General features: G+C 67.6%; 19 protein-coding genes and 1 pseudogene. 7 read left to right on the forward strand and 13 right to left on the reverse strand.

The features are described 5' to 3' along the window. Positions 1 to 21: 21 nt before the first annotated feature. The 5 genes and pseudogenes from A5712_RS00895 to ctaD form a co-directional block, all read right to left on the reverse strand. Positions 22 to 693 (reverse strand): annotated as a pseudogene (locus A5712_RS00895) (enoyl-CoA hydratase); the annotation flags it as partial. After that, on the reverse strand, positions 690 to 1,523 hold the full coding sequence (locus A5712_RS00900) for an NUDIX hydrolase (RefSeq protein ID WP_068100222.1): 834 nt from the start codon (positions 1,521 to 1,523) through the stop codon (positions 690 to 692). The pseudogene A5712_RS00895 and the gene A5712_RS00900, both read right to left, overlap by 4 nt. Beyond that, the gene (locus tag A5712_RS00905; RefSeq protein WP_068100224.1) at positions 1,520 to 2,395 is read right to left on the reverse strand and encodes an ABC transporter ATP-binding protein; all 876 of its coding nucleotides are present in this window, start codon (positions 2,393 to 2,395) and stop codon (positions 1,520 to 1,522) included. Before A5712_RS00905 ends, A5712_RS00900 begins: the two co-directional genes overlap by 4 nt. A 52-nt stretch (positions 2,396 to 2,447) precedes the next feature. Beyond that, positions 2,448 to 3,683, reverse strand: coding sequence for a phosphoserine phosphatase SerB (gene serB / locus A5712_RS00910; protein ID WP_068100226.1), 1,236 nt, complete (start codon positions 3,681 to 3,683; stop codon positions 2,448 to 2,450). 15 nt (positions 3,684 to 3,698) lie between these two features. Continuing rightward, a complete protein-coding gene (gene ctaD / locus A5712_RS00915) occupies positions 3,699 to 5,459 on the reverse strand; it encodes a cytochrome c oxidase subunit I (protein ID WP_068100335.1) in 1,761 nt (586 codons plus the stop codon). Positions 5,460 to 5,566: 107 nt separating this feature from the next. Between ctaD and A5712_RS00920 the strand changes: the two genes are divergently transcribed. Together A5712_RS00920 and A5712_RS00925 are read left to right on the forward strand one after the other, a co-directional pair. After that, positions 5,567 to 6,694: an iron-siderophore ABC transporter substrate-binding protein gene (locus tag A5712_RS00920; RefSeq protein ID WP_082973199.1), complete on the forward strand. Its 1,128-nt coding sequence runs from the start codon at positions 5,567 to 5,569 to the stop codon at positions 6,692 to 6,694. A 78-nt stretch (positions 6,695 to 6,772) separates the two neighbouring features. After that, positions 6,773 to 7,813: an NAD(P)-dependent alcohol dehydrogenase gene (locus A5712_RS00925; protein WP_068100230.1), complete on the forward strand. Its 1,041-nt coding sequence runs from the start codon at positions 6,773 to 6,775 to the stop codon at positions 7,811 to 7,813. On the opposite strand, the gene A5712_RS00930 is transcribed toward A5712_RS00925, so the two are convergent. Together A5712_RS00930 and A5712_RS00935 are read right to left on the reverse strand one after the other, a co-directional pair. Continuing rightward, positions 7,802 to 8,218: a DUF3349 domain-containing protein gene (locus A5712_RS00930; RefSeq protein WP_068100232.1), complete on the reverse strand. Its 417-nt coding sequence runs from the start codon at positions 8,216 to 8,218 to the stop codon at positions 7,802 to 7,804. The genes A5712_RS00925 and A5712_RS00930 overlap by 12 nt on opposite strands. Positions 8,219 to 8,408: 190 nt before the next feature. Next, entirely contained in the window at positions 8,409 to 8,621 is a 213-nt protein-coding gene (locus A5712_RS00935) for a CsbD family protein (RefSeq protein WP_068100234.1), read from the reverse strand. Between the two features lie 151 nt (positions 8,622 to 8,772). Here A5712_RS00935 and A5712_RS00940 point away from each other — a divergent pair, with 151 nt between their 5' ends. Then, positions 8,773 to 9,009: an ANTAR domain-containing protein gene (locus tag A5712_RS00940; RefSeq protein ID WP_068100236.1), complete on the forward strand. Its 237-nt coding sequence runs from the start codon at positions 8,773 to 8,775 to the stop codon at positions 9,007 to 9,009. A 119-nt stretch (positions 9,010 to 9,128) separates the two neighbouring features. Here A5712_RS00940 and A5712_RS00945 read toward each other — a convergent pair whose 3' ends face one another. The 4 genes from A5712_RS00945 to A5712_RS00960 all read right to left on the reverse strand — a co-directional run bounded on the left by A5712_RS00945 (position 9,129) and on the right by A5712_RS00960 (position 12,722). Beyond that, positions 9,129 to 9,620 carry a hypothetical protein gene (locus tag A5712_RS00945; RefSeq protein ID WP_068100238.1) on the reverse strand — a complete coding sequence of 164 codons (492 nt, stop codon included), beginning with the start codon at positions 9,618 to 9,620 and terminating at the stop codon, positions 9,129 to 9,131. Positions 9,621 to 9,659: 39 nt separating this feature from the next. Beyond that, positions 9,660 to 10,655 (reverse strand): GGDEF domain-containing protein, encoded by a 996-nt coding sequence (locus A5712_RS00950; RefSeq protein WP_231981896.1) that lies wholly within the window; start codon positions 10,653 to 10,655, stop codon positions 9,660 to 9,662. 338 nt (positions 10,656 to 10,993) lie between these two features. Further along, entirely contained in the window at positions 10,994 to 11,968 is a 975-nt protein-coding gene (gene nrdF, locus A5712_RS00955) for a class 1b ribonucleoside-diphosphate reductase subunit beta (RefSeq protein WP_197519261.1), read from the reverse strand. Positions 11,969 to 12,080: 112 nt separating this feature from the next. Then, positions 12,081 to 12,722: a TetR/AcrR family transcriptional regulator gene (locus A5712_RS00960; RefSeq protein ID WP_197519262.1), complete on the reverse strand. Its 642-nt coding sequence runs from the start codon at positions 12,720 to 12,722 to the stop codon at positions 12,081 to 12,083. 95 nt (positions 12,723 to 12,817) lie between these two features. On the opposite strand from A5712_RS00960, the gene A5712_RS00965 reads away from it, so the two are divergent. The 3 genes from A5712_RS00965 to A5712_RS00975 are packed head-to-tail and all read left to right on the forward strand — an operon-like array spanning position 12,818 to position 15,410. Next, positions 12,818 to 14,398 (forward strand): NAD(P)/FAD-dependent oxidoreductase, encoded by a 1,581-nt coding sequence (locus tag A5712_RS00965; protein ID WP_068100244.1) that lies wholly within the window; start codon positions 12,818 to 12,820, stop codon positions 14,396 to 14,398. A gap of 33 nt (positions 14,399 to 14,431) precedes the next feature. Further along, positions 14,432 to 14,878 carry an SRPBCC family protein gene (locus A5712_RS00970; protein WP_068100246.1) on the forward strand — a complete coding sequence of 149 codons (447 nt, stop codon included), beginning with the start codon at positions 14,432 to 14,434 and terminating at the stop codon, positions 14,876 to 14,878. Then, the gene (locus tag A5712_RS00975; protein WP_068100248.1) at positions 14,862 to 15,410 is read left to right on the forward strand and encodes a TetR/AcrR family transcriptional regulator; all 549 of its coding nucleotides are present in this window, start codon (positions 14,862 to 14,864) and stop codon (positions 15,408 to 15,410) included. Before A5712_RS00970 ends, A5712_RS00975 begins: the two co-directional genes overlap by 17 nt. Here A5712_RS00975 and A5712_RS00980 read toward each other — a convergent pair. Further along, positions 15,382 to 15,954 carry a TetR/AcrR family transcriptional regulator gene (locus tag A5712_RS00980; protein WP_068100250.1) on the reverse strand — a complete coding sequence of 191 codons (573 nt, stop codon included), beginning with the start codon at positions 15,952 to 15,954 and terminating at the stop codon, positions 15,382 to 15,384. The two genes, A5712_RS00975 and A5712_RS00980, sit on opposite strands and share 29 nt — an antisense overlap. A 100-nt stretch (positions 15,955 to 16,054) precedes the next feature. Between A5712_RS00980 and A5712_RS00985 the strand changes: the two genes are divergently transcribed. Then, positions 16,055 to 16,963 (forward strand): SDR family NAD(P)-dependent oxidoreductase, encoded by a 909-nt coding sequence (locus A5712_RS00985; RefSeq protein WP_068100252.1) that lies wholly within the window; start codon positions 16,055 to 16,057, stop codon positions 16,961 to 16,963. On the opposite strand, the gene A5712_RS00990 is transcribed toward A5712_RS00985, so the two are convergent. Further along, positions 16,925 to 18,466, reverse strand: coding sequence for an NAD(P)/FAD-dependent oxidoreductase (locus A5712_RS00990; RefSeq protein ID WP_156766349.1), 1,542 nt, complete (start codon positions 18,464 to 18,466; stop codon positions 16,925 to 16,927). The genes A5712_RS00985 and A5712_RS00990 overlap by 39 nt on opposite strands. Between the last annotated feature and the right edge of the window lie 7 nt (positions 18,467 to 18,473).

Genomic DNA, 18,473 nt, shown 5'->3' on the forward strand with positions numbered 1-18,473 from the left:
CAGGGCAGCCTAATCGGCGTCGGGTGACCGATCGAAAACGGCGTTGATTCTGGCCTTGGCCACAGCGATCGCGTGCGCCGGCCCGTCGAGGAAGCGGCGCGCCCACGCCGCCGCGGCGTCGTAGACGTCGTCGGGGGCCACCATCTCGTCGATCAGGCCCAGCGCCAGGGCCTCCTCGGCGTCGAAGAAGCGCCCGCTGAACACCAGCTCCTTGGCCCGGCTCGCGCCGGTGACGCGGGCCAGCCGGGTCATCGCCCCGCCGCCGGGCACCAGGCCGGTCAGGATCTCGGTGGCACCGAACTTGACGTTGTCGCCGCTGACCCGCCAGTCCGCGGCCAGGGCCAGGGCCAGGCCGGCGCCCAGCGCGTAGCCGGTGATCGCGGCCACGGTCGGCTTGGGGATCGCCGCGACGGCGTCCAGGGCTTCCTGTCGCACCCGGGCCGCGGTCTGCGCCTCGCCCGCGGTCAGCGTTTGCAGCTCGGGCGCGTCGTCGCCGGCGGAGAAGATTTCGTGGCCGCCGAACAGGATCACGACGGCGACATCGTCGCGGCGCCCCAGCTCGTCGGCCGCGGACACGACCTCGCGATAGACCTGCCGCGTCATCGCGTTGGTGGGCGGCCGCGACAGCAGCAACATGGCCAGGCCGGCGTCGCGCGACCCGTCGCTGACCACGACGCTGACGAATTCCCTCAATGCCGCCACCCCATGCCGCCCGCCTCGCGGGCCTGGTGGTAGCGGTCGGAGTCGAAGAACTCGAAAATCCAGTTGTCGCCCCGGATTTCGAGGTGCGGCTGCACGGTGACGATCTGGCGCTCGACGGCCAGCACGTCGGCGACCGTGCGGCCGGTCAGCGAGTCCAACTGCGTCCAGGTCGGCGGCAGCAGGAAGCACCGGCCGTGGGCGAAGTCGTCGATGGCGGCCTGCGGCGTCGTCCAGCCCGCGCGGTCGGACTCGGTGTTGCGCCCGTCGGCCCGCTGCCCCTCCGGCAGCGCCCCGACAAAGAAGTAGGTGTCGTAGCGGCGGGTGCGCTCGGCCTCCGGGGTCACCCAGTTCGCCCACGGCCGCAGCAGGTCCGAGCGCAGTTCCAGGTTCTCGCGGCGCAGGAAGTCGGCGAAGGACAGCGTCCCGTCGGCCAGCGCGCGGCGCGCGTCGCCGTACACCGACGCGTCGCCGACGATCCCGTCCGGGTCTCCGGCCGGTCCCGCGAACAGCACCCCCGATTCCTCGAACGTCTCCCGCGCGGCGGCGCAGACCAGCGCCTCGGCCAGGTCGGGTTCGATGCCGAACCGCTGCGCCCACCACTGCGGCGGCGGCCCCGCCCAGGCGATGTCGGCGTTGCGGTCGCGGTCGTCGACGCCGCCGCCGGGGAACACCATCGTCCCCGCGGCGAACTCCATCTTGGCGTGCCGGCGCATCAGGAAGACCTCTAACCCGGTTTCTGAGCCCTCCGGGTCGTCACGGACCAGCATCACGGTCGCCGCCGGCCGCGGGACCAGGGGCGGCGGATCCTGCGGTGTGCTCATAGCTGCCTCCGGTGGGCCGCGCGGGTGCGGACTCGCCGGGCGAAATAGCGCCCGTCGACGACGTCCAGGGCGATCGACTGGCCGAACGCCGCGGACAGGTTCTCGGCGGTCAGCACGTCGGACAGCAGGCCCGCCGCGACCACCCGGGCCTCCGACAGCAGCATGCAGTGGCTGAAGCCGGGCGGCACCTCCTCGACGTGGTGGGTGACCAGCACCAGCGCCGGCGCGTCGGGGTCCGCGGCCAGGTCGGCCAGCCGGGCCACCAGCTCCTCCCGGCCGCCCAGGTCCAGGCCGGCGGCGGGCTCGTCGAGCAGCAGCAGCTCGGGGTCGGTCATCAACGCGCGGGCGATCAGCACCCGCTTGCGCTCCCCCTCCGACAGCGTGCCGTAGGTGCGGTCCGCGAGGTGCTCGGCGCCAAGGCTTTCCAGCATGTCGATCGCCCGGCGGTAGTCAACGTCCTCGTAGCGCTCGCGCCAACGACCCAACACCGCGTAGCCCGCCGAGACCACGAGGTCGCGCACGACTTCGTCGGTGGGGATCCGCTGCGCCAGCGCCGACGAGCTCAGCCCGATCCGCGACCGCAGCTCCGACACGTCGACCCGGCCCAGCCGCTCGCCGAGCACGAACGCCACGCCCGACGACGGGTGCTCGCTCGCGGCGGCGATGCGCAGCAACGACGTCTTGCCCGCGCCGTTGGGGCCGATGATCACCCAGCGTTCGTCGAGTTCCACGGCCCAATCCAGCGGTCCGACCAGGGTGCGTCCATCGCGCTGCAGCGACACGTTCCTGAAGTCGATCAGCAGATCGGGGTCCGCTGCCTCGTTAGCTTGGTCGGTTCCACCCTCGGATTCTCTCGAATCCTCGGGCTTCACAGCCGACTTCCGTTTTCGGGCACCCGCTCATCGTGCCGTACCGCGGTCACCACTAATCCGGCGGGATCTCCACGCGGCGCACCTGGCCGTCGACCGCGTCGGCGGCCTCGATCTCGCTGCGCGTCACGCCGAGCAGAAACAGCACCGTGTCCAGGTAGGGGTGGCTCAACGACGCGTCGGCGACCTCGCGCAGCGCCGGTTTGGCGTTGAACGCCACCCCCAGCCCGGCAGCGGCAAGCATGTCGATGTCGTTGGCGCCATCACCGACCGCGACGGTCTGCTCCATCGGCACCCCGGCCTGCTGCGCGAATTCCCGCAGGGCCTGCGCCTTGCCGGCCCGATCGATGATCGGTCCGGTGACCCGCCCGGTGAGCGTCCCGTCGACGATCTCCAGCTCGTTGGCGGCGACGTAGTCCAGCGCCAGCTCCTCCGCCAGCGGTTCGATGATCCGCCGGAAGCCGCCGGAGACGACGCCACAGCGAAAACCCAAGCGCCGCAGCGTGCGCAGCGTCGTGCGGGCGCCGGGCATCAGCTCCAACTGGGCGGCGACCTCGTCGATCACCGTGGCGGGCAGGCCTTTCAAGGTCGCCACCCGCTGCTCGAGCGACTGCGCGAAGTCGAGCTCGCCGCGCATGGCGGCCTCGGTGATCGTGGCGACCGCGCCCTGCGCGCCCGCCCGCGCGGCCAGCATCTCGATGACCTCACCCTGAACCAGCGTCGAGTCGACGTCGAACACGATGAGCCGCTTGGCGCGCCGCTCCAGGCTGTAGCCCTCGACGGCGATGTCGACGCGCTCGTCGCCGGCGACGCGCGACAGCGTGTTGCGCAGCGGCCCGTCGGCGCCCGCCGGCACCGACACCCGCAACTCTAGGCCGGTCACCGGGTAATCGGAGACACCGCGAATGAGGTCGATGTTGACGCCCAGCGCCGCCGCCTCCCGCGCCACCGCGCCGAACGCCCGGGCCGTGATCGGACGGCCGAGCACGAAGATGGTGTGGGTCGACGGATCCCGGATGATCGGGACGTCGTCGCTGGGTTCGATGCTGACGTCGAGACCCTTTGCGCGAATGGCGGATTCGACGTCATCCCGCAGCGCCGGGCCGTCGGCGACCTCGGGCGGACAACACAGCAGGACCCCGAGCGTCAGGCGCCCGCGGATCACCACCTGTTCGACGTTGAGCAACTCCACCCCGTGCCGCGACAGCACCTCGAACAGCGCCGACGTCACGCCCGGCTGATCCACGCCGGTGACGGTGATCAGCACCGACACCTTGAGTGGTGAGTTCACTCCCGGCAGCCGCCGCTACTGGTCGGCGGTCGAGCGATCGGGTTCGGTCCGCGGACCGAAGCCCTTCGGCGACTCGAGCGCCGTCGCGTGGCGGCCGACGTGCGCCTCGGCGCGCAGCCGCTCCACCATGTGCGGATAGTGCAGCTCGAATGCCGGGCGCTCCGAACGGATTCGGGGCAGCTCGGTGAAGTTGTGCCGCGGCGGCGGGCAGCTGGTCGCCCACTCCAGCGAGTTGCCGTAACCCCACGGGTCGTCGACCGTCACGACCTCGCCGTAGCGCCAGCTCTTGAACACGTTCCACACGAACGGGAACATCGACGCGCCCAGGGTGAAGGCGCCGATCGTCGAGATCACGTTGAGGGTGGTGAAGCCGTCGGTGGGCAGGTAGTCGGCGTAGCGGCGCGGCATGCCCTGATCGCCCAGCCAGTGCTGCACCAGGAACGTGGTGTGAAAGCCGATGAACGTCAGCCAGAAGTGCAGCTTACCCAGCCGCTCGTCCAGCAGCCGGCCGGTCATCTTCGGGAACCAGAAGTAGATGCCGGCAAAGGTGGAGAACACGATGGTGCCGAACAGCACGTAGTGGAAATGCGCGACCACGAAATAGCTGTCGCTGACGTGGAAGTCCAGCGGCGGGCTGGCCAGCAGCACGCCGGTCAGGCCGCCCAGCAGGAACGTGACCATGAAGCCCATCGAGAACAGCATCGGCGTCTCAAAGGTCAACTGGCCCTTCCACATCGTGCCGATCCAGTTGAAGAACTTGATCCCGGTGGGCACCGCGATCAGATACGTCATGAACGAAAAGAACGGCAGCAGAACGGCTCCGGTGGCGAACATGTGGTGCGCCCACACCGCGACCGAAAGCGCCGCGATCGACAGCGTCGCGTACACCAGCGTGGTGTAACCGAAGATCGGCTTGCGGGAGAACACCGGGATGATCTCGGACACGATGCCGAAGAATGGCAGCGCGATGATGTACACCTCGGGGTGGCCGAAGAACCAGAACAGGTGCTGCCACAAGAGGACTCCGCCGTTGGCCGGGTCGTAGACGTGCGCGCCCAGGTGACGGTCGGCGGCCAGACCGAACAGCGCCGCCGTCAGCAGCGGGAAGGCGATCAGCACCAGGATCGACGTCACCAAGATGTTCCAGGTCATGATCGGCATCCGGAACATCGTCATCCCCGGCGCGCGCATGCAGACCACAGTGGTGATCATGTTGACCGCGCCCAGGATGGTGCCCAGGCCGGCGACCGCGAGGCCCATGATCCACAGGTCACCGCCGGCGCCGGGCGAATGGATCGCATCGGACAGCGGGGTGTAGGCGGTCCAGCCGAAGTCCGCCGCCCCGCCCGGCGTGATGAACCCGGCGGTCGCGATCAGCGCGCCGAACAGGAACAGCCAGAACGAAAACGCGTTCAGCCGCGGGAAGGCGACGTCCGGCGCGCCGATCTGCAGCGGCAGCACCAGGTTGGCGAAGCCGAACACGATCGGGGTCGCATAGAACAGCAGCATGATCGTGCCGTGCATGGTGAATAGCTGGTTGAACTGCTCGTTCGAGAAGAACTGCAGGCCCGGCGACGCCAGCTCGCTGCGCATCAACAGCGCCAGGAACCCGCCCAGGAAGAAGAAGATGAAGCAGGCGACGCAGTACATGATGCCGATCATCTTGTGATCGGTGGTGGTGATCAGCTTGTAGACGAGGTTCCCTTTGGGACCCGTCCGGGCCGGGAACGGACGGACGGCCTCGAGTTCTCCCAACGGGGGGGCTTCGGCTGTCAACAGCTCCTCCAAACATCCGTATCGGACAGGGCCCGAACCCAGTATTGCTCCGAAATCTTATCCTTCCGACAACTCGCCGTCAGGGGCAGTCCTACAAACTGTCGTAAATGGCTGCGAAGTCGCCGGATGTTAGCGTCGGACCCGTGCTGGCAAGGCGATCGACCGTGGCCGCAGCGGTTCTGGCCGTGGCCGTCCTGGCCTGCGGCGCATGCGGTGGCGGCGGCTCGGGCAGCAACGCATCGACCCGGTCCCTGATCACGCCCACCACCCAGATCGCGGGCGCCGGCGTGCTGGGAAACGACCGCAAGCCCGACGAGTCGTGCCCGCGCGACGCGGCCGCGGCCGATCCGGGGCCGCCCACCCGGCAGGCCCGCAACGCCGCCGGCGTCACCCCCGACACGGTCGCCGTTCCCGCGGAGCCGCAGCGCATCGTGGTGCTCTCCGGTGACCAGCTCGACGCCCTGTGCGCGCTCGGCCTGCAATCGCGGGTGGTCGCCGCCGCGCTGCCGGACGGGTCGTCGGGCCAGCCGTCGTATCTGGGCGGTGCGGTGCACGGCCTGCCGGGCGTCGGTACCCGCACCAATCCCGACCTGGGCGGCATCGCCGCGGCCCACCCCGACCTGATCCTGGGATCGCAGGGCCTGACCCCCAAGCTCTACCCGCAGCTCGCCGCGATCGCCCCGACCGTGTTCACGGCGGCGCCCGGCGCGGCCTGGGAGGCCAACCTGCGCGGCGTCGGCGCCGCCACCGCGCGCACCGGCGCCGTCGACGCCCTGATCGCCGGGTTCACGCAGCGGGCCACCCAGATCGGCACGGCGCACGACGCGTCGCATTTCCAAGCGTCGATCGTGCAGCTGACCACCACCGCGATCCGGGTGTACGGCGCCAACAACTTCCCGGCCAGTGTGCTCGGGGCCGTCGGGGTGGACCGGCCGGCCGCCCAGCGCTTCACCGACAAGCCCTACATCGAGATCGGCGCCACCGACGCCGACCTCGCGAAAAACCCGGACCTCTCCGCCGCGGACGCCGACGTGGTCTATGTGTCATGCGCCACCCCGGCCGCGGCGGACCGCGCGGCGACCGTGCTGGACAGCAACCCCTGGCGCAAGCTGTCCGCCAATCACGACAACCGGGTCTACGTCGTCAACGACGAGGTATGGCAGACCGGCGAGGGCCTGATCGCGGCCCGCGGCATCGTCGACGACCTGCGCCTGCTCAACGCCCCGATCAACTAGCTCACCCGCCAATTGGCCCGAGAACATTACCTTAGCTAAACTTTCGTAGGACGCATCGAAACTCGAAGAGGGATATTCATGAGCACTGTTTCGGCGTACGCCGCCACCTCGGCGACCGCACCGCTGACCAAGACCACCATCGAGCGCCGCGACCCCGGCCCGCGCGACGTCGCCATCGACATCAAGTTTGCCGGGATCTGCCACTCGGACATCCACACCGCCAAAGGCGAATGGGGCGTGCCGAATTATCCCGTGGTCGTCGGCCACGAGATCGCCGGCGTGGTAACGGCCGTGGGCTCCGCGGTCACGAAGTACAAGGTGGGCGACCACGTCGGCGTGGGCTGCATGGTGAACTCCTGCGGCCAGTGCAGCAGCTGCAAGGCCGGGCTCGAGCAGTACTGCAAGCCGGGCGCGACCTTCACCTACAACTCCATCGACAAGGACGGCACGCCGACGCAGGGCGGCTACAGCCAGGCGATCGTCGTCGACGAGAACTTCGTCCTGCGCATCCCCGACTCGCTGCCGCTGGACAAGGCGGCCCCGCTGCTGTGCGCCGGCATCACGCTGTTCTCGCCGCTGCGGCACTGGAAGGCCGGCAAGGACACCCGCCTGGCGATCATCGGCCTGGGCGGGCTGGGGCACATGGGCGTCAAACTCGGCGCCGCGATGGGCGCCGAGGTGAGCGTGCTGTCCCAGTCGCTGAAGAAGATGGAGGACGGCCTGCGGCTGGGCGCCAGCCACTACTACGCGACGGCCGACCCCGATACCTTCCGCAACCTGCGCGGCAGCTTCGACCTGATCCTGAACACGGTGTCGGCGAACCTGCCCCTCGGGGACTACCTCAACTTGCTCGACGTCGACGGCACGCTCGTCGAGCTCGGCATCCCCGAGCACCCCATGGAGGTCCCGGCGTTCCCGCTGGCGCTGGCGCGACGCAGCCTGTCGGGGTCCAACATCGGTGGGATCGCCGAGACGCAGGAGATGCTGGACTTCTGCGCCGAGCACGACGTGACGCCCGAGATCGAGGTGATCGAGGCGGCCTACGTCAACGAGGCCTATGAGCGGGTGCTCGCCAGCGACGTGCGCTACCGCTTCGTCATCGACATCTCAACCCTGTGAGGCGGCCTCTTCTCGCCGGCAGGCGACCTCCTCGGCGGCCTCGCCATGCTCGTCGCCGGGGCACACTTCGCTGACGTCAATGCCGGCCAGCGGCCAGCCGGCGGCGGCCAGCGTCGCGGCCACCCGGATGATGTTCTCCCGGCCGGGGTCGTGGTGGGTGGTCTTGGTGATGAACTCGCCGATCTCGTCCTTGCTGATCGGCCCGTCGCCTTCGGCGCGGTGCTTGGCGATGACGTTTTCCACCACTTCTTCCAGCTGATCCTGGGTCAGCGGTGTGCTCCTGAGCAGGGCGAACAGAGCCACCTGGTCCGGCCCGGGAACGCCCTGCGGGTACCCGACGTCCAGCCAACGGATCACTGACTTGAGAAACTTGGCGTGCTTGTGGTTCGCGTGGGTTGAAGTCACCCAATAAGTCTCACGTTGGCGCGCTTCGGGGGCGTCGCTGCCGACCCACAATTCATGCGCCGTTCACGACGCGAACATCTTGCCCTTTCAGGTCCACTTTTACGGGGCCGCGTCGGGGATAGCGTTTTCGCAGCCGAGGAAAACGAATCGGCTGCGTCGTGTCCGCCGCCGAGCCGGCCGTGACTTCGTGCTAGACCTGTCGACGCCGTCGAAGCGTCGCCCGACGGCGTCGCGGCCGGAAGGCGTCCTTGACCTTTTCGCCGGCGTCTCGCAGGTGGGCCGCGCGCTGATCGGCCCTGCCCTCGGCTTCCAGCGACGGATCGTTCATCACACGACCGATTGCCGCTTTGGCCTTGCCGGTGATCTGGTCGACTTTGTTCCGGGCTTTATTCGCACCGCTCACTGGCGTGTCCTTCCCTTCCCGGGTTCCGAATCGTGCGCTAGGACGCGGTTACCCCTTTTCGGTCCGGCCCACCCGGGCCCTTCCATTCCCCACATCGGCAGAGGACAATGGGGTGTCTGCAGGGGCGGCTTTGAATTGATTGGTCAACTTAATGATTGCGACCGCCCACCCGCGCCCGGTCTGGCCCGCGGATTCCGTTGTCTGGCAAGCCACGGGCATCATCATGAACCGCTTCGATCTCGACACCGAGCAAGCCTTGGACGTGCTGCGCAGAATGTCACAACGCTGCAAGCGGCCCATGTGGCAGGTCGCCGAGGAGGTAGTCCGGCACAACGACCCCGTCCGGGCCTTCCAGCGCCTTGAAGAGGACGGGCTGAACCCCGATTGACCCCTGACGGTCACTCTCGGTTACGTTGCGCGCCAGCGGATTTAGAAGTCCAATCCTCGTCCGCGGTGACGACGCCTTGCCGATCGGGTACGACGAGCATCAATCGGTCCCGCGCCTACTTAGCAACTGTTCTCCTCGCGCAGGGCTTGCATCGCCAAGTTGTTGATCAACTGCCGGCCGGCGGCAGTGCGTAGCTGAGGCAGCATCGCGGAGACGACACCGGCGGCGGTGAGCGCGAGGCGTATCAGACCGTCGGGCGCCGTGGCGGCGTCGCGGAGCACCGCATACTCGGCGCTGGGATCCCCCGAATGCTGTGCCATGGACATCCGGGCCACGAGCCGGTTGTCACGGTCGAGACCGATCTCGTCGTCGGTCGACGCCAAGGCCAGGGTTTCGCCGATTTCGGCGACTTCGTCCGGGTCGCAGAGCTGAGCCACCAGTTGCCAGAAGATCGACACGGTGGCGCGGATCAGCTGTGGCAGCCGGCCAGCCGGGATGACTTCATCGTCGACGATGACGCGCATGCCCGCTTCGTCGCCGCGCTCGCCGTGCTGGATGAGCGCCAATGCGCGACGGAAGTCTGCCGCGCCCACACTGTCGTCACCGCTCATTCCACACATACTGCCCGACCGCGACCACGGCCTTGCCGATCACGCACCGCGAGCGGGAGCCGCCGACGAAGTGGCGCTTCGCGTCTGCCTGGCCGTGCTCGTCCCGGCTGCCCGGCTCGCGTGGCGAGCCTGGTTCCCGCCGCTGCGTTTGGCGGCGTACATCGCGCCGTCAGCGATCGCGATCAGCTCCTCGATGCGGGCGTGACTCTCGCGAACGCTCAACGATGTCAACTCGGCGCTGGCAGTGCCGATGCTCGCCGTCATCTTCGGGGAAAGGCCCGTCAGGGCAGCGCAAATCCGCGCCGCCAGCGGTTCTATCTCGGAAGTCGCGCACGTCAGCGCGATGAGAAACTCTTCGCCGCCGGCGCGGCAGACGACGGCGTCGGGAGGGGTGTGCTCGATCAGAAGCCCGCTCACCGCTCGGAGCGCATCGTCGCCAACGCAATGACCGTGGGTGTCGTTGATGCGTTTGAAGTTGTCCAGATCGAGCATCACCACGGTCAGATGGGTGTGCGCACGCGAAGGGTTCGCAACCCGATTAGCGACCGTCTCGACGAATGCGCGCCGGTTCAACAGGCCGGTGAGCGCATCCTCTTCCGAGCGCTGCGCGTACCCTCCCATCGCCTGCGACATGCCCCAAGCGCCAAGCACCATAGACACATTGACGAATGTGATCAGCCAGAACGCCGCGATCGCCGCGGCGATGCCGACGTGACCGGCCAGGCGCGCCAGCGCCGCCAGCGCGACCGCGCCTGCCACCGCGGAATGGAACACCACCACCTTTTGTCGGTGAAATATTGCGCTGTAGGCCCCCGTGACCGTCGTGGCGGTACAGGCCAGGATGGAGAGCGCCGCAGTGGGCTGGACCAGACTCCATCCACCGACCAACAGCACGCCAGCGGCGGCGGCGGCCTCTGACTGCCGTCGCGTTGGCCAACGCGTCAGCCAGAAAGCCGTCATGCCGATGGCGAACGCGGCGGTGAGCACGCCGATGACCACCGCGGCTGCGCTCGGCCGGTGCTGGCTGATCAACACGGTCAACGGCGGCAACGCCGCCGCCGCGCAGACAACGGCCATGATCCGCTGTGCGGCGCGTAACCGTCCCCGCTGGCATAGCAAGGCCCTGATCCGCTCGTACTTGTCAGGCCTATTCGGCCGATACCTCGCACCGGACATCGGTCGGCAAACCCCCCCAAATGCGTCGCCGCGCGCAGCGCGAGAAGGTCGTAGGAAAACTTTGGGCCCGACGTCATGAGTAGACCAGATAAAGAAGGGCAAAAGTTTGGTTTGGGGAGTTTTAGTCGACTCCAACCCCGTGAACTCTTGGGCCGCGCGGGCCTCGCAGCGTCGCCGTTACGCCGACAACCGCAGCTCTAGAAGTCCCAGTCCTCGTCCTCGGTGACGACGGCCTTGCCGATGACGTAGCTCGACCCGGAACCCGAGAAGAAGTCGTGGTTCTCGTCGGCATTGGGCGACAGCGCCGACAGGATCGCCGGGTTGACGTCGGTCTCGTCGCGCGGGAACAGCGCCTCGTAGCCGAGGTTCATCAGCGCCTTGTTGGCGTTGTAGCGCAGGAACTTCTTGACGTCCTCCGTCAGCCCGACCTCGTCGTAGAGGTCCTGGGTGTACTCCACCTCGTTGTCGTAGAGCTCGAAGAGCAGCTCGTAGGTGTAGTCCTTCAGCTCGGCGCGCTTGGCCTCGTCGACCAGGGCCAGGCCGCGCTGGAACTTGTAGCCGATGTAGTAGCCGTGCACGGCCTCGTCGCGGATGATCAGCCGGATCATGTCGGCGGTGTTGGTCAGCTTCGCGCGGCTCGACCAGTACATCGGCAGGTAGAACCCGGAGTAGAACAGGAAGCTCTCCAGCAGCGTGGAGGCGACCTTGCGCTTCAGCGGCTCGTCACCCCTGTAGTACTGCATGACGATCTCGGCCTTGCGCTGCAAATTGGGGTTCTCCTCCGACCAGCGGAAGGCGTCGTCGATCTCGGCCGTCGAGCACAGCGTCGAGAAGATCGAGCTGTAGCTCTTGGCGTGCACCGACTCCATGAACGCGATGTTGGTGTAGACGGCCTGCTCGTGCGGGGTCAGCGCGTCGGGGATCAGGCTGACCGCCCCGACCGTGCCCTGAATGGTGTCCAGCAGCGTCAGCCCGGTGAACACCCGCATCGTCAGCTGCTTCTCGCCGGCGGTCAGCGTCCCCCAGGACGGGAGGTCGTTGGAGACCGGCACCTTCTCGGGCAACCAGAAGTTGCCCGTCAGCCGGTCCCAGACCTCGGAGTCCTTGTCGTCTTGCAGCCGGTTCCAGTTGATCGCCGAGGTCCGATCGATCAGCTTCATGTTTTCGGTCACCAGAACCCCACTTCACCAGCCGGTTTTGACTTCTATGTCTAGGCCACAAACACTACCCCTGGGGTCCGACAACCCCCGGCAACACAATAAGTTGTGTTTGCGTGTCGCGCTGTCAGTCCAACCCGGCCTTGCGCAACGTGTGCGTCAGGCCGTCCTCCAGCGCGCTCAGCGCCATGTCGGTCAGCCGACTCAGGTCGTCGGTTTCGTGCACGCCCTTGGCCATCCACGTTTCCAGCGCGATGAACACCGCGCTGGCCAAGCTGTGCGCGGCGATGTCGGCGATCATCGCGCCGTCGGCGGTGATCGCGGATCGCCGCCGGATGAAGCGCTGGATCTCGGCCGCAAGCTGATCACGAAGCCGCCGAATGTGGCCGGTGATGATTTCCTGGTCCAAGTCGCGCGACCGGATGATGGCGGCCTCACGGACCATCTCGAAGTCAAAGGGGAAGGCGTCCACGGCCTTTCGCACCGACTGGGTGATGGGCTCCCCGTGCGGCCGCAGTGCCAGGGCGCGGGCAAACCATTCGAAGCCGATGTCGTAGTCGGCGAAGAGCACCGCATGTTTGGACACGAAGTGCCGGTAGAACGTCCGCTCGGTGACGCCGACGTCGGCGGCGATGTCGGCGACGCTGGTCTGGTTCACGCCGTCGGCCACGAAGCGGCGCATCGCCGCCTCGTGCAGTGCCTGACGCGTGCGTGCGCTGCGGCTCACTTCGGACGTGCCAACACGCTGGCCGCTGGTTGACGGTGCCACGGCTGCAAGCATGCACCCAATGTCACCCTTGACGCAAATATGTCATTTGTGACATTGTGCGGGTCAGGCGGGGATCACCTGATCGGAGGATCGGAATGGCTGACTACGACGCGATCATCATCGGGGCCGGCCACAACGGTCTGGTCGCCGCCAACGTGCTCGCCAAGGGCGGCGCGAAAGTGCTTGTCCTGGAACGGGCACACTTCCTCGGCGGGATGGCCGCCACCCGCGAACTCTTCGACGGATACAAGCACAGCGTCGGCGCCTGGGCCGTGCTGATCTGGCGGCAAGAGATGACCGAACGGCTCGAGCTCACCAAGTGGGGCTTCGAGCTGATGGATCAGTGGACGTCGACGTGCACGTTCGGCGATGCCGCGGACACCCCGTTCGTGATGTACAACGACCTCGAGCGCATGGCGCGCCACCTGCTCGACGACCACGGCGCCGACACCGCGGCGGCGCTGGGGTCCCTGTTCGCCCACATCGGCCGGTTCGCACCGTATTTCGTCGATTCCGCGTTCGGACCGCCGCTGGACATCATCGAGGTGATCGCCTCCCAGCCGACGCCCGAGGACCGCCACGATTTCGCCCAGATGTGGTACGGCAGCACGATGGACACGGTCCGGCGATTCCTGGCGCCCGATCAGGCCCGCTGCATCCAGGGCTCGCTGGCGGCGATGTCGATCGACGCGTTCGACGGCGGGCCCTGGACCCCCGGTTCGAACGCATCGACCTTGTACCACTACCTGATCGGCGGCGGCAACGTCGAATACATCATGCCGCGCGGGGGCATCGGCTCGCTGAGCGCCGCGCTGTGCCGGCGCGCCGAGTCACTGGGCGCCGAGGTGCAGATGAAGCAGCACGTCAAGGACATCCTGGTCACCGACGGGCGCGCCACCGGGGTGCAATTGCGTGACGGCACAACGATTTCCGCCGACGCCGTGCTCTCGTCGCTCGACCCGTACACCACCTTCGTGAATCTGGCCGGGGCACAGAACTTTCCGCCCGACTACATCCGCAAGATCAAGGAGATCAACTTCAACCTGGGTTACATCCAGGCGCATCTCACCATCGACCAAGCGCCCCAATGGATCGAGCGGCTGCAGCCCTACATGCACGACAATGGCCAATGGTGTCCCACCGTCGCCTACGCCCCGTCGCCGGAGTACATCAGCGACGCGTGGGAGCAATACCGCAAGGGACAGCTTCCCGACGCGCCGCCCACTTACCTGTACATCCCCAGCATGGTCGACTCGTCGCTGGCGCCGGCGGGCAAGCACAGCGCGACGATCTTCACCCCCTACTTCCCCACCGGGCTGGACGCCGACGAAAACCGCAGCTGGAAGGAGCAATACGCCGACACCTGCGTGCGCATCTTCGACAGCTTCGCGCCCGGGTTCGCGGACTCCGTCACCAACCGCGTCGTGTTCTCCAACCGCTACTTCGGCAGTACCTTCAGCGCGCACGCCGGCGACTACTCGCACGGCCTGCTGCAGCCCAACCAGCTGTGGACCGGCCGCGTCGTCGAGGGCGCCGACAAGTTCGCCACCCCGGTCGACGGGCTCTTCCTGTGCGGCCAGTGCACGCACCCCGGCCCGGGGGTGACCGGCATCCCCGGCTGGAACGGCGCCGAGGCGGCCCTCAAGCACCTCAACGCGCGCGTCGCAAGGGCATAGGCAAAGCCCAAATTTAGATGTACCATTTGGTACATGTTTACCGAAGACAGCATCGAGATCGACGCGCCGCCGCAGGTCGTTTGGGACGTCTTCAGCGACGTCGAACGCTGGCCCGAGTGGACCGCGTCGGTCACCTCCCTGACCGGGCGGGACGGTTCTGCCCTGGCCGCCGGCAGGCGGTTCGCGATCAAGCAACCCGGCCTGCAGAAGCTGATCTGGAAGGTCGCCGAGATCGATCCCGGCACCTCCTGGACCTGGGTGACCCGCTCCCCCGGCGTGCAGGTGACCGCGCGCCACTACGTCACCGCCCTGCCCGGCGGCCGCACCCTGGTGCGCCAGGAACTCGACCAGCGGGGCTTCCTCGGCGCGCTGGTCGGGCGGTTGACGGTCAAACGGACCCAGCGCTTTCTCGAGATGGAGGCCAAGGGCCTCAAGGCCCGGTCTGAACAGGTCAGCCGCGCCAATGGCCCGCACGCCTGACCGTCAGCGGCGCCGCGAACTACTGGATGCGCTCTTCGACGAGTTCGCCGCGAACGGGATCGGCGATCGGTCGCTTCGCGATGTCGCCGCCGCGGTCGGCACCAGCCACCGGATGCTCTTGCACCACTTCGGTTCTCGCGAAGACCTGTTGATCGCGATCGTCGAGGAGGCCGAGCGTCGCCAGATGGCCCTCGTCCCCGACCTGCCGCAAAACCCGGCCGAGGGCTTCGCCGCGATGTGGGCCGACCTCCGTCGCCCCGAATTGCGCCAACTGGAGCGCCTCTTCTTCGAGTGCTATTCGCGGGCGGCCCAGGGCGAAAAGCCCTTCACGCGAATGGTTCCCGGCGCCGTCGACGGCTGGCTGCGCGAGGTGGAATCGGCCGCCGCCGGTGTTGCCTACGACGGCGCGATGGCGAGGCTCGGGCTGGCCGTCACCCGTGGGCTGCTGTTGGACCTGGTGGCCACCGAAGACGAGGCCGGCGTCGACGCGGCCGCGCAAGCGTTCATCGAGCTTTTGGCAACAGCGCGATGAGGGTGTCGACGAGTTCCTCGGCGTTGGTGTGCCACTTGTCCAAATCCATGTGGCCGCTCAGATCCAGGCCCGTGATGCCGTGGGCGCTGGTCAGCACCAGGGCCCCATAACGGCGCGCCTGCTGTGGGCCGACAATGCGGCCCATGATTTCGAGGAACAGATCCTGCGCGCGTTCGGCGGACCGCATCGCCGCGGCCGGATCACCCGCCGGTGGGGTGAACATCAAGCGATACAAGTGAGGCCGGGTGCGGCCGATGGCGATCAGCGATAGCAGGCCGGAGCGCAACGACTCCTCCGGCGGGTCCCCGCTGTTGGCCAATGCCTCCAGCGCATCGCCCAGGTCGGTCAAGGCGTTGGTCGCGACCACCGCGAGCAGAGCCTCCTTGTCGGCGAAGTGGCGATACGCCGCCGAACGCGACACGCCGCTGCGCGCACCGACCTCGCGCAGCGTCACCGCCTCGACTCCGCCGAGGTCCAGCAAGACCTCGGCGGCCTCGAGCAGCGAACGACGTGTCGCCGCAGCGCTCTCCGCTCGACTCGTCACCCGCAGAGCATAAGCCCGACGACCAGTTGACAACGTCAACTCAAACGCCTAGCTTCAGTTGACAACGTCAACTCAGATGCATTCACCGGATGGAGCCGCCATGAATTCCTCGAATCGCGCCGACCGCAACGAGCTGATCGTCGTCACGGGCGCGTCGACGGGGATGGGCGCGGCGACGGCTCGTGAACTGGCGCGCAAGGGTTTTCACGTGCTCGCCGGCGTACGCCGCGAAGCCGACGCCGTAGCGCTGGCGGCCGACGGGCTGGAGCCGCGCATCCTGGACATCACCGTCGAATCGGACGTCGCCGCGATCGCCGAACGCGTCGCGACCGATCCGCTGCGCCGTCCGCTGCGCGCGCTGATCAACAACGCCGGGATCGCGATCAACGCGCCGGTGGAAGCGCTGCCAATGGACGAGTGGCGCAAGCAGTTTGAGGTCAACCTGTTCGGACACATCGCGATGACCCAGGCGTTGTTGCCGGCGCTGCTGCTCAGCTCGGGCACCGTCGTGAACATCAGTTCCATCGGCGGGAAGGTCGTGTTGCCGACGTACGGCGCATATGCCGGCTCGAAGTTCGCGCTGGAGGCGGTCAGCGATGCCCTGCGCCGAGAGGTCGGCGAGCTCGGTATCAAGGTCGTCGTCGTCGAACCCGGCGCCGTCAAAACCGAGATGGCGGAGCGTGGGATCGCCACCGCGGAGGGGCTGATGGCCAGCATGACCGCCGCCCAGCTCGCACGCTATGAGGATCTCGCCGCAGCCGTCACCGCCCAAGCCCGATCGTTCGGCGAGGACGGCGTTTCGGTCGAGCACGCCGCCAAAGTGATCGTCAAGGCCGCGACCGCGTCGCGCCCGCGGACTCGCTACACGATCGGCCGGGACGCCGCGGTCCTGCTGCGGATCAGCCGTGTCGTATCGGACCAGGTTCTGGACCGCATTGTGCGCCTGAACCTTCGGTCCTTCGCGAAAAGCTCAGCCCCCCACGGCCGCCGCGCGGCGGTTGGCGCGTGAGCCCGTGTTGACCCCGAAGAACTGGTATTCCTCCGGCTTCACCGCGCGGGTCGCCCGCCAGTATTCCCAGGTGTAGCCACCCCACAGCACGGTGTTCTTGCCGTGCTCGTCGAGGTACCAGCTGCTGCAGCCGCCGCTGTTCCACACCGACTGCGAAAGCCTTTGCTGCAGTTCGTCGTTGAACCGGTCCTGCGCGGCGCGGGTCGGGGCCAGCGCCTGGGCACCGAGCTTGTCGCATTTCGCGATCGCGTCGGCGACGTAATGAATCTGGGATTCGATCATGAACACCACGGAGTTGTGGCCGAGCCCCGTGTTCGGCCCCAACAGGAAGAACAGGTTCGGCACGTCGGCGACGGTGATGCCCCGGTGCGCGCCGATGCCCTCCCGGTTCCACCGGTCGACCAGGTCCTCGCCGTTCCGCCCCTTGATCTGGACGTAGGTGTAGGAGTCGGTGACGTGGAAGCCGGTGCCGTAGACGATCACGTCCACCTTGCGCTCTTTGCCGTCCGCCGTGACGATCCCGTCGCGCGTGATCCGGGTGATGCCGTCGGTGACCAGTTCGGTCTTGGGGTCGGCGACGGCGCCGTAGTACGTGGAGGAGTTCAGGATTCGCTTGCAACCGATGCGGTAGTGCGGGGTCAGCTTGCGGCGCAGCTCGCGGTCCTTGACCGAGCGCCGGATGTTGTATTTCGCATAGGCCTCGATGATCTTCAGCGCGTTCGGCCGCTTGGTCATGCCGAAGGCCAGCGCCTCCTGGCCCCAGTAGATCGCCAGGCGCACCGCCGCGCGCAGGCCGGGAACGTTCTCCATGGCCCGGCGCAGCGCCACGGGCAACTCGGGGTTGGACCGCGGCACCACCCACGGCGGGGTGCGTTGGTAGAGCTGAAGTTCGGCGACCTGCCCGACGATCTCGGGCACGATCTGGATCGCGCTGGCGCCCGTGCCGATCACGGCGACGCGCTTGCCGGTCAGGTCGACGCTGTGGTCCCACTCCGCGGAATGGAAAGCCGGACCGGCGAATTCGTCGCGGCCCTCGATGTCGGGGAACGACGGGATGTGCAGCGCGCCGGCCCCGGAGATCAGGAACTGCGCGACGTACTCGCGCCCGTCGGTGGTGAAGACGTGCCAGCGGTTCTCGTCGTCGTCCCAGTGGCCCCGGTCGACCAGCGAGTTGAACACGATGTGGCGGCGCAGCCCGTATTTCTCGGTGACCCCCTTGAGGTAGTCCCAGATCTCCGGCTGATACGAGAACGGGTTCTTCCAGTCGGGCTTGGGCTCGAAGGAGAAGGAGTACAGGTGCGAGGGGATGTCGCAGGCACAGCCGGGATAGCTGTTGTCGCGCCAGGTGCCGCCGACGTCGTCCGCCTTCTCCAGGATGACGAAGTCCACGCCCTGCTGTTGCAGCTTGATGCCCATGCCCAGGCCGGAAAATCCGGTCCCGATGATCAGGGCGCGGGTGTGCACCGGCTCCTGCGCCTGTTGTGTCGGATCGGCTTGTGTCATGGCATCG

It is taken from the genome of Mycobacterium sp. E2327, assembly GCF_001672675.1.
Taxonomy (GTDB): Bacteria; Actinomycetota; Actinomycetes; order Mycobacteriales; family Mycobacteriaceae; genus Mycobacterium.

What these genes read in the sequence shown, in the direction of transcription:
- A5712_RS00900 (WP_068100222.1), bottom strand. Translation starts at nt 1,523, where the DNA reads ATGAGCACACCGCAGGATCCGCCGCCCCTGGTCCCGCGGCCGGCGGCG.
- A5712_RS00920 (WP_082973199.1), top strand. Translation starts at nt 5,567, where the DNA reads ATGGCTGCGAAGTCGCCGGATGTTAGCGTCGGACCCGTGCTGGCAAGG.
- A5712_RS00925 (WP_068100230.1), top strand. Translation starts at nt 6,773, where the DNA reads ATGAGCACTGTTTCGGCGTACGCCGCCACCTCGGCGACCGCACCGCTG.
- A5712_RS00940 (WP_068100236.1), top strand. Translation starts at nt 8,773, where the DNA reads ATGATTGCGACCGCCCACCCGCGCCCGGTCTGGCCCGCGGATTCCGTT.
- A5712_RS00945 (WP_068100238.1), bottom strand. Translation starts at nt 9,620, where the DNA reads ATGAGCGGTGACGACAGTGTGGGCGCGGCAGACTTCCGTCGCGCATTG.
- A5712_RS00965 (WP_068100244.1), top strand. Translation starts at nt 12,818, where the DNA reads ATGGCTGACTACGACGCGATCATCATCGGGGCCGGCCACAACGGTCTG.
- A5712_RS00970 (WP_068100246.1), top strand. Translation starts at nt 14,432, where the DNA reads ATGTTTACCGAAGACAGCATCGAGATCGACGCGCCGCCGCAGGTCGTT.
- A5712_RS00975 (WP_068100248.1), top strand. Translation starts at nt 14,862, where the DNA reads ATGGCCCGCACGCCTGACCGTCAGCGGCGCCGCGAACTACTGGATGCG.
- A5712_RS00985 (WP_068100252.1), top strand. Translation starts at nt 16,055, where the DNA reads ATGAATTCCTCGAATCGCGCCGACCGCAACGAGCTGATCGTCGTCACG.
- A5712_RS00990 (WP_156766349.1), bottom strand. Translation starts at nt 18,466, where the DNA reads ATGACACAAGCCGATCCGACACAACAGGCGCAGGAGCCGGTGCACACC.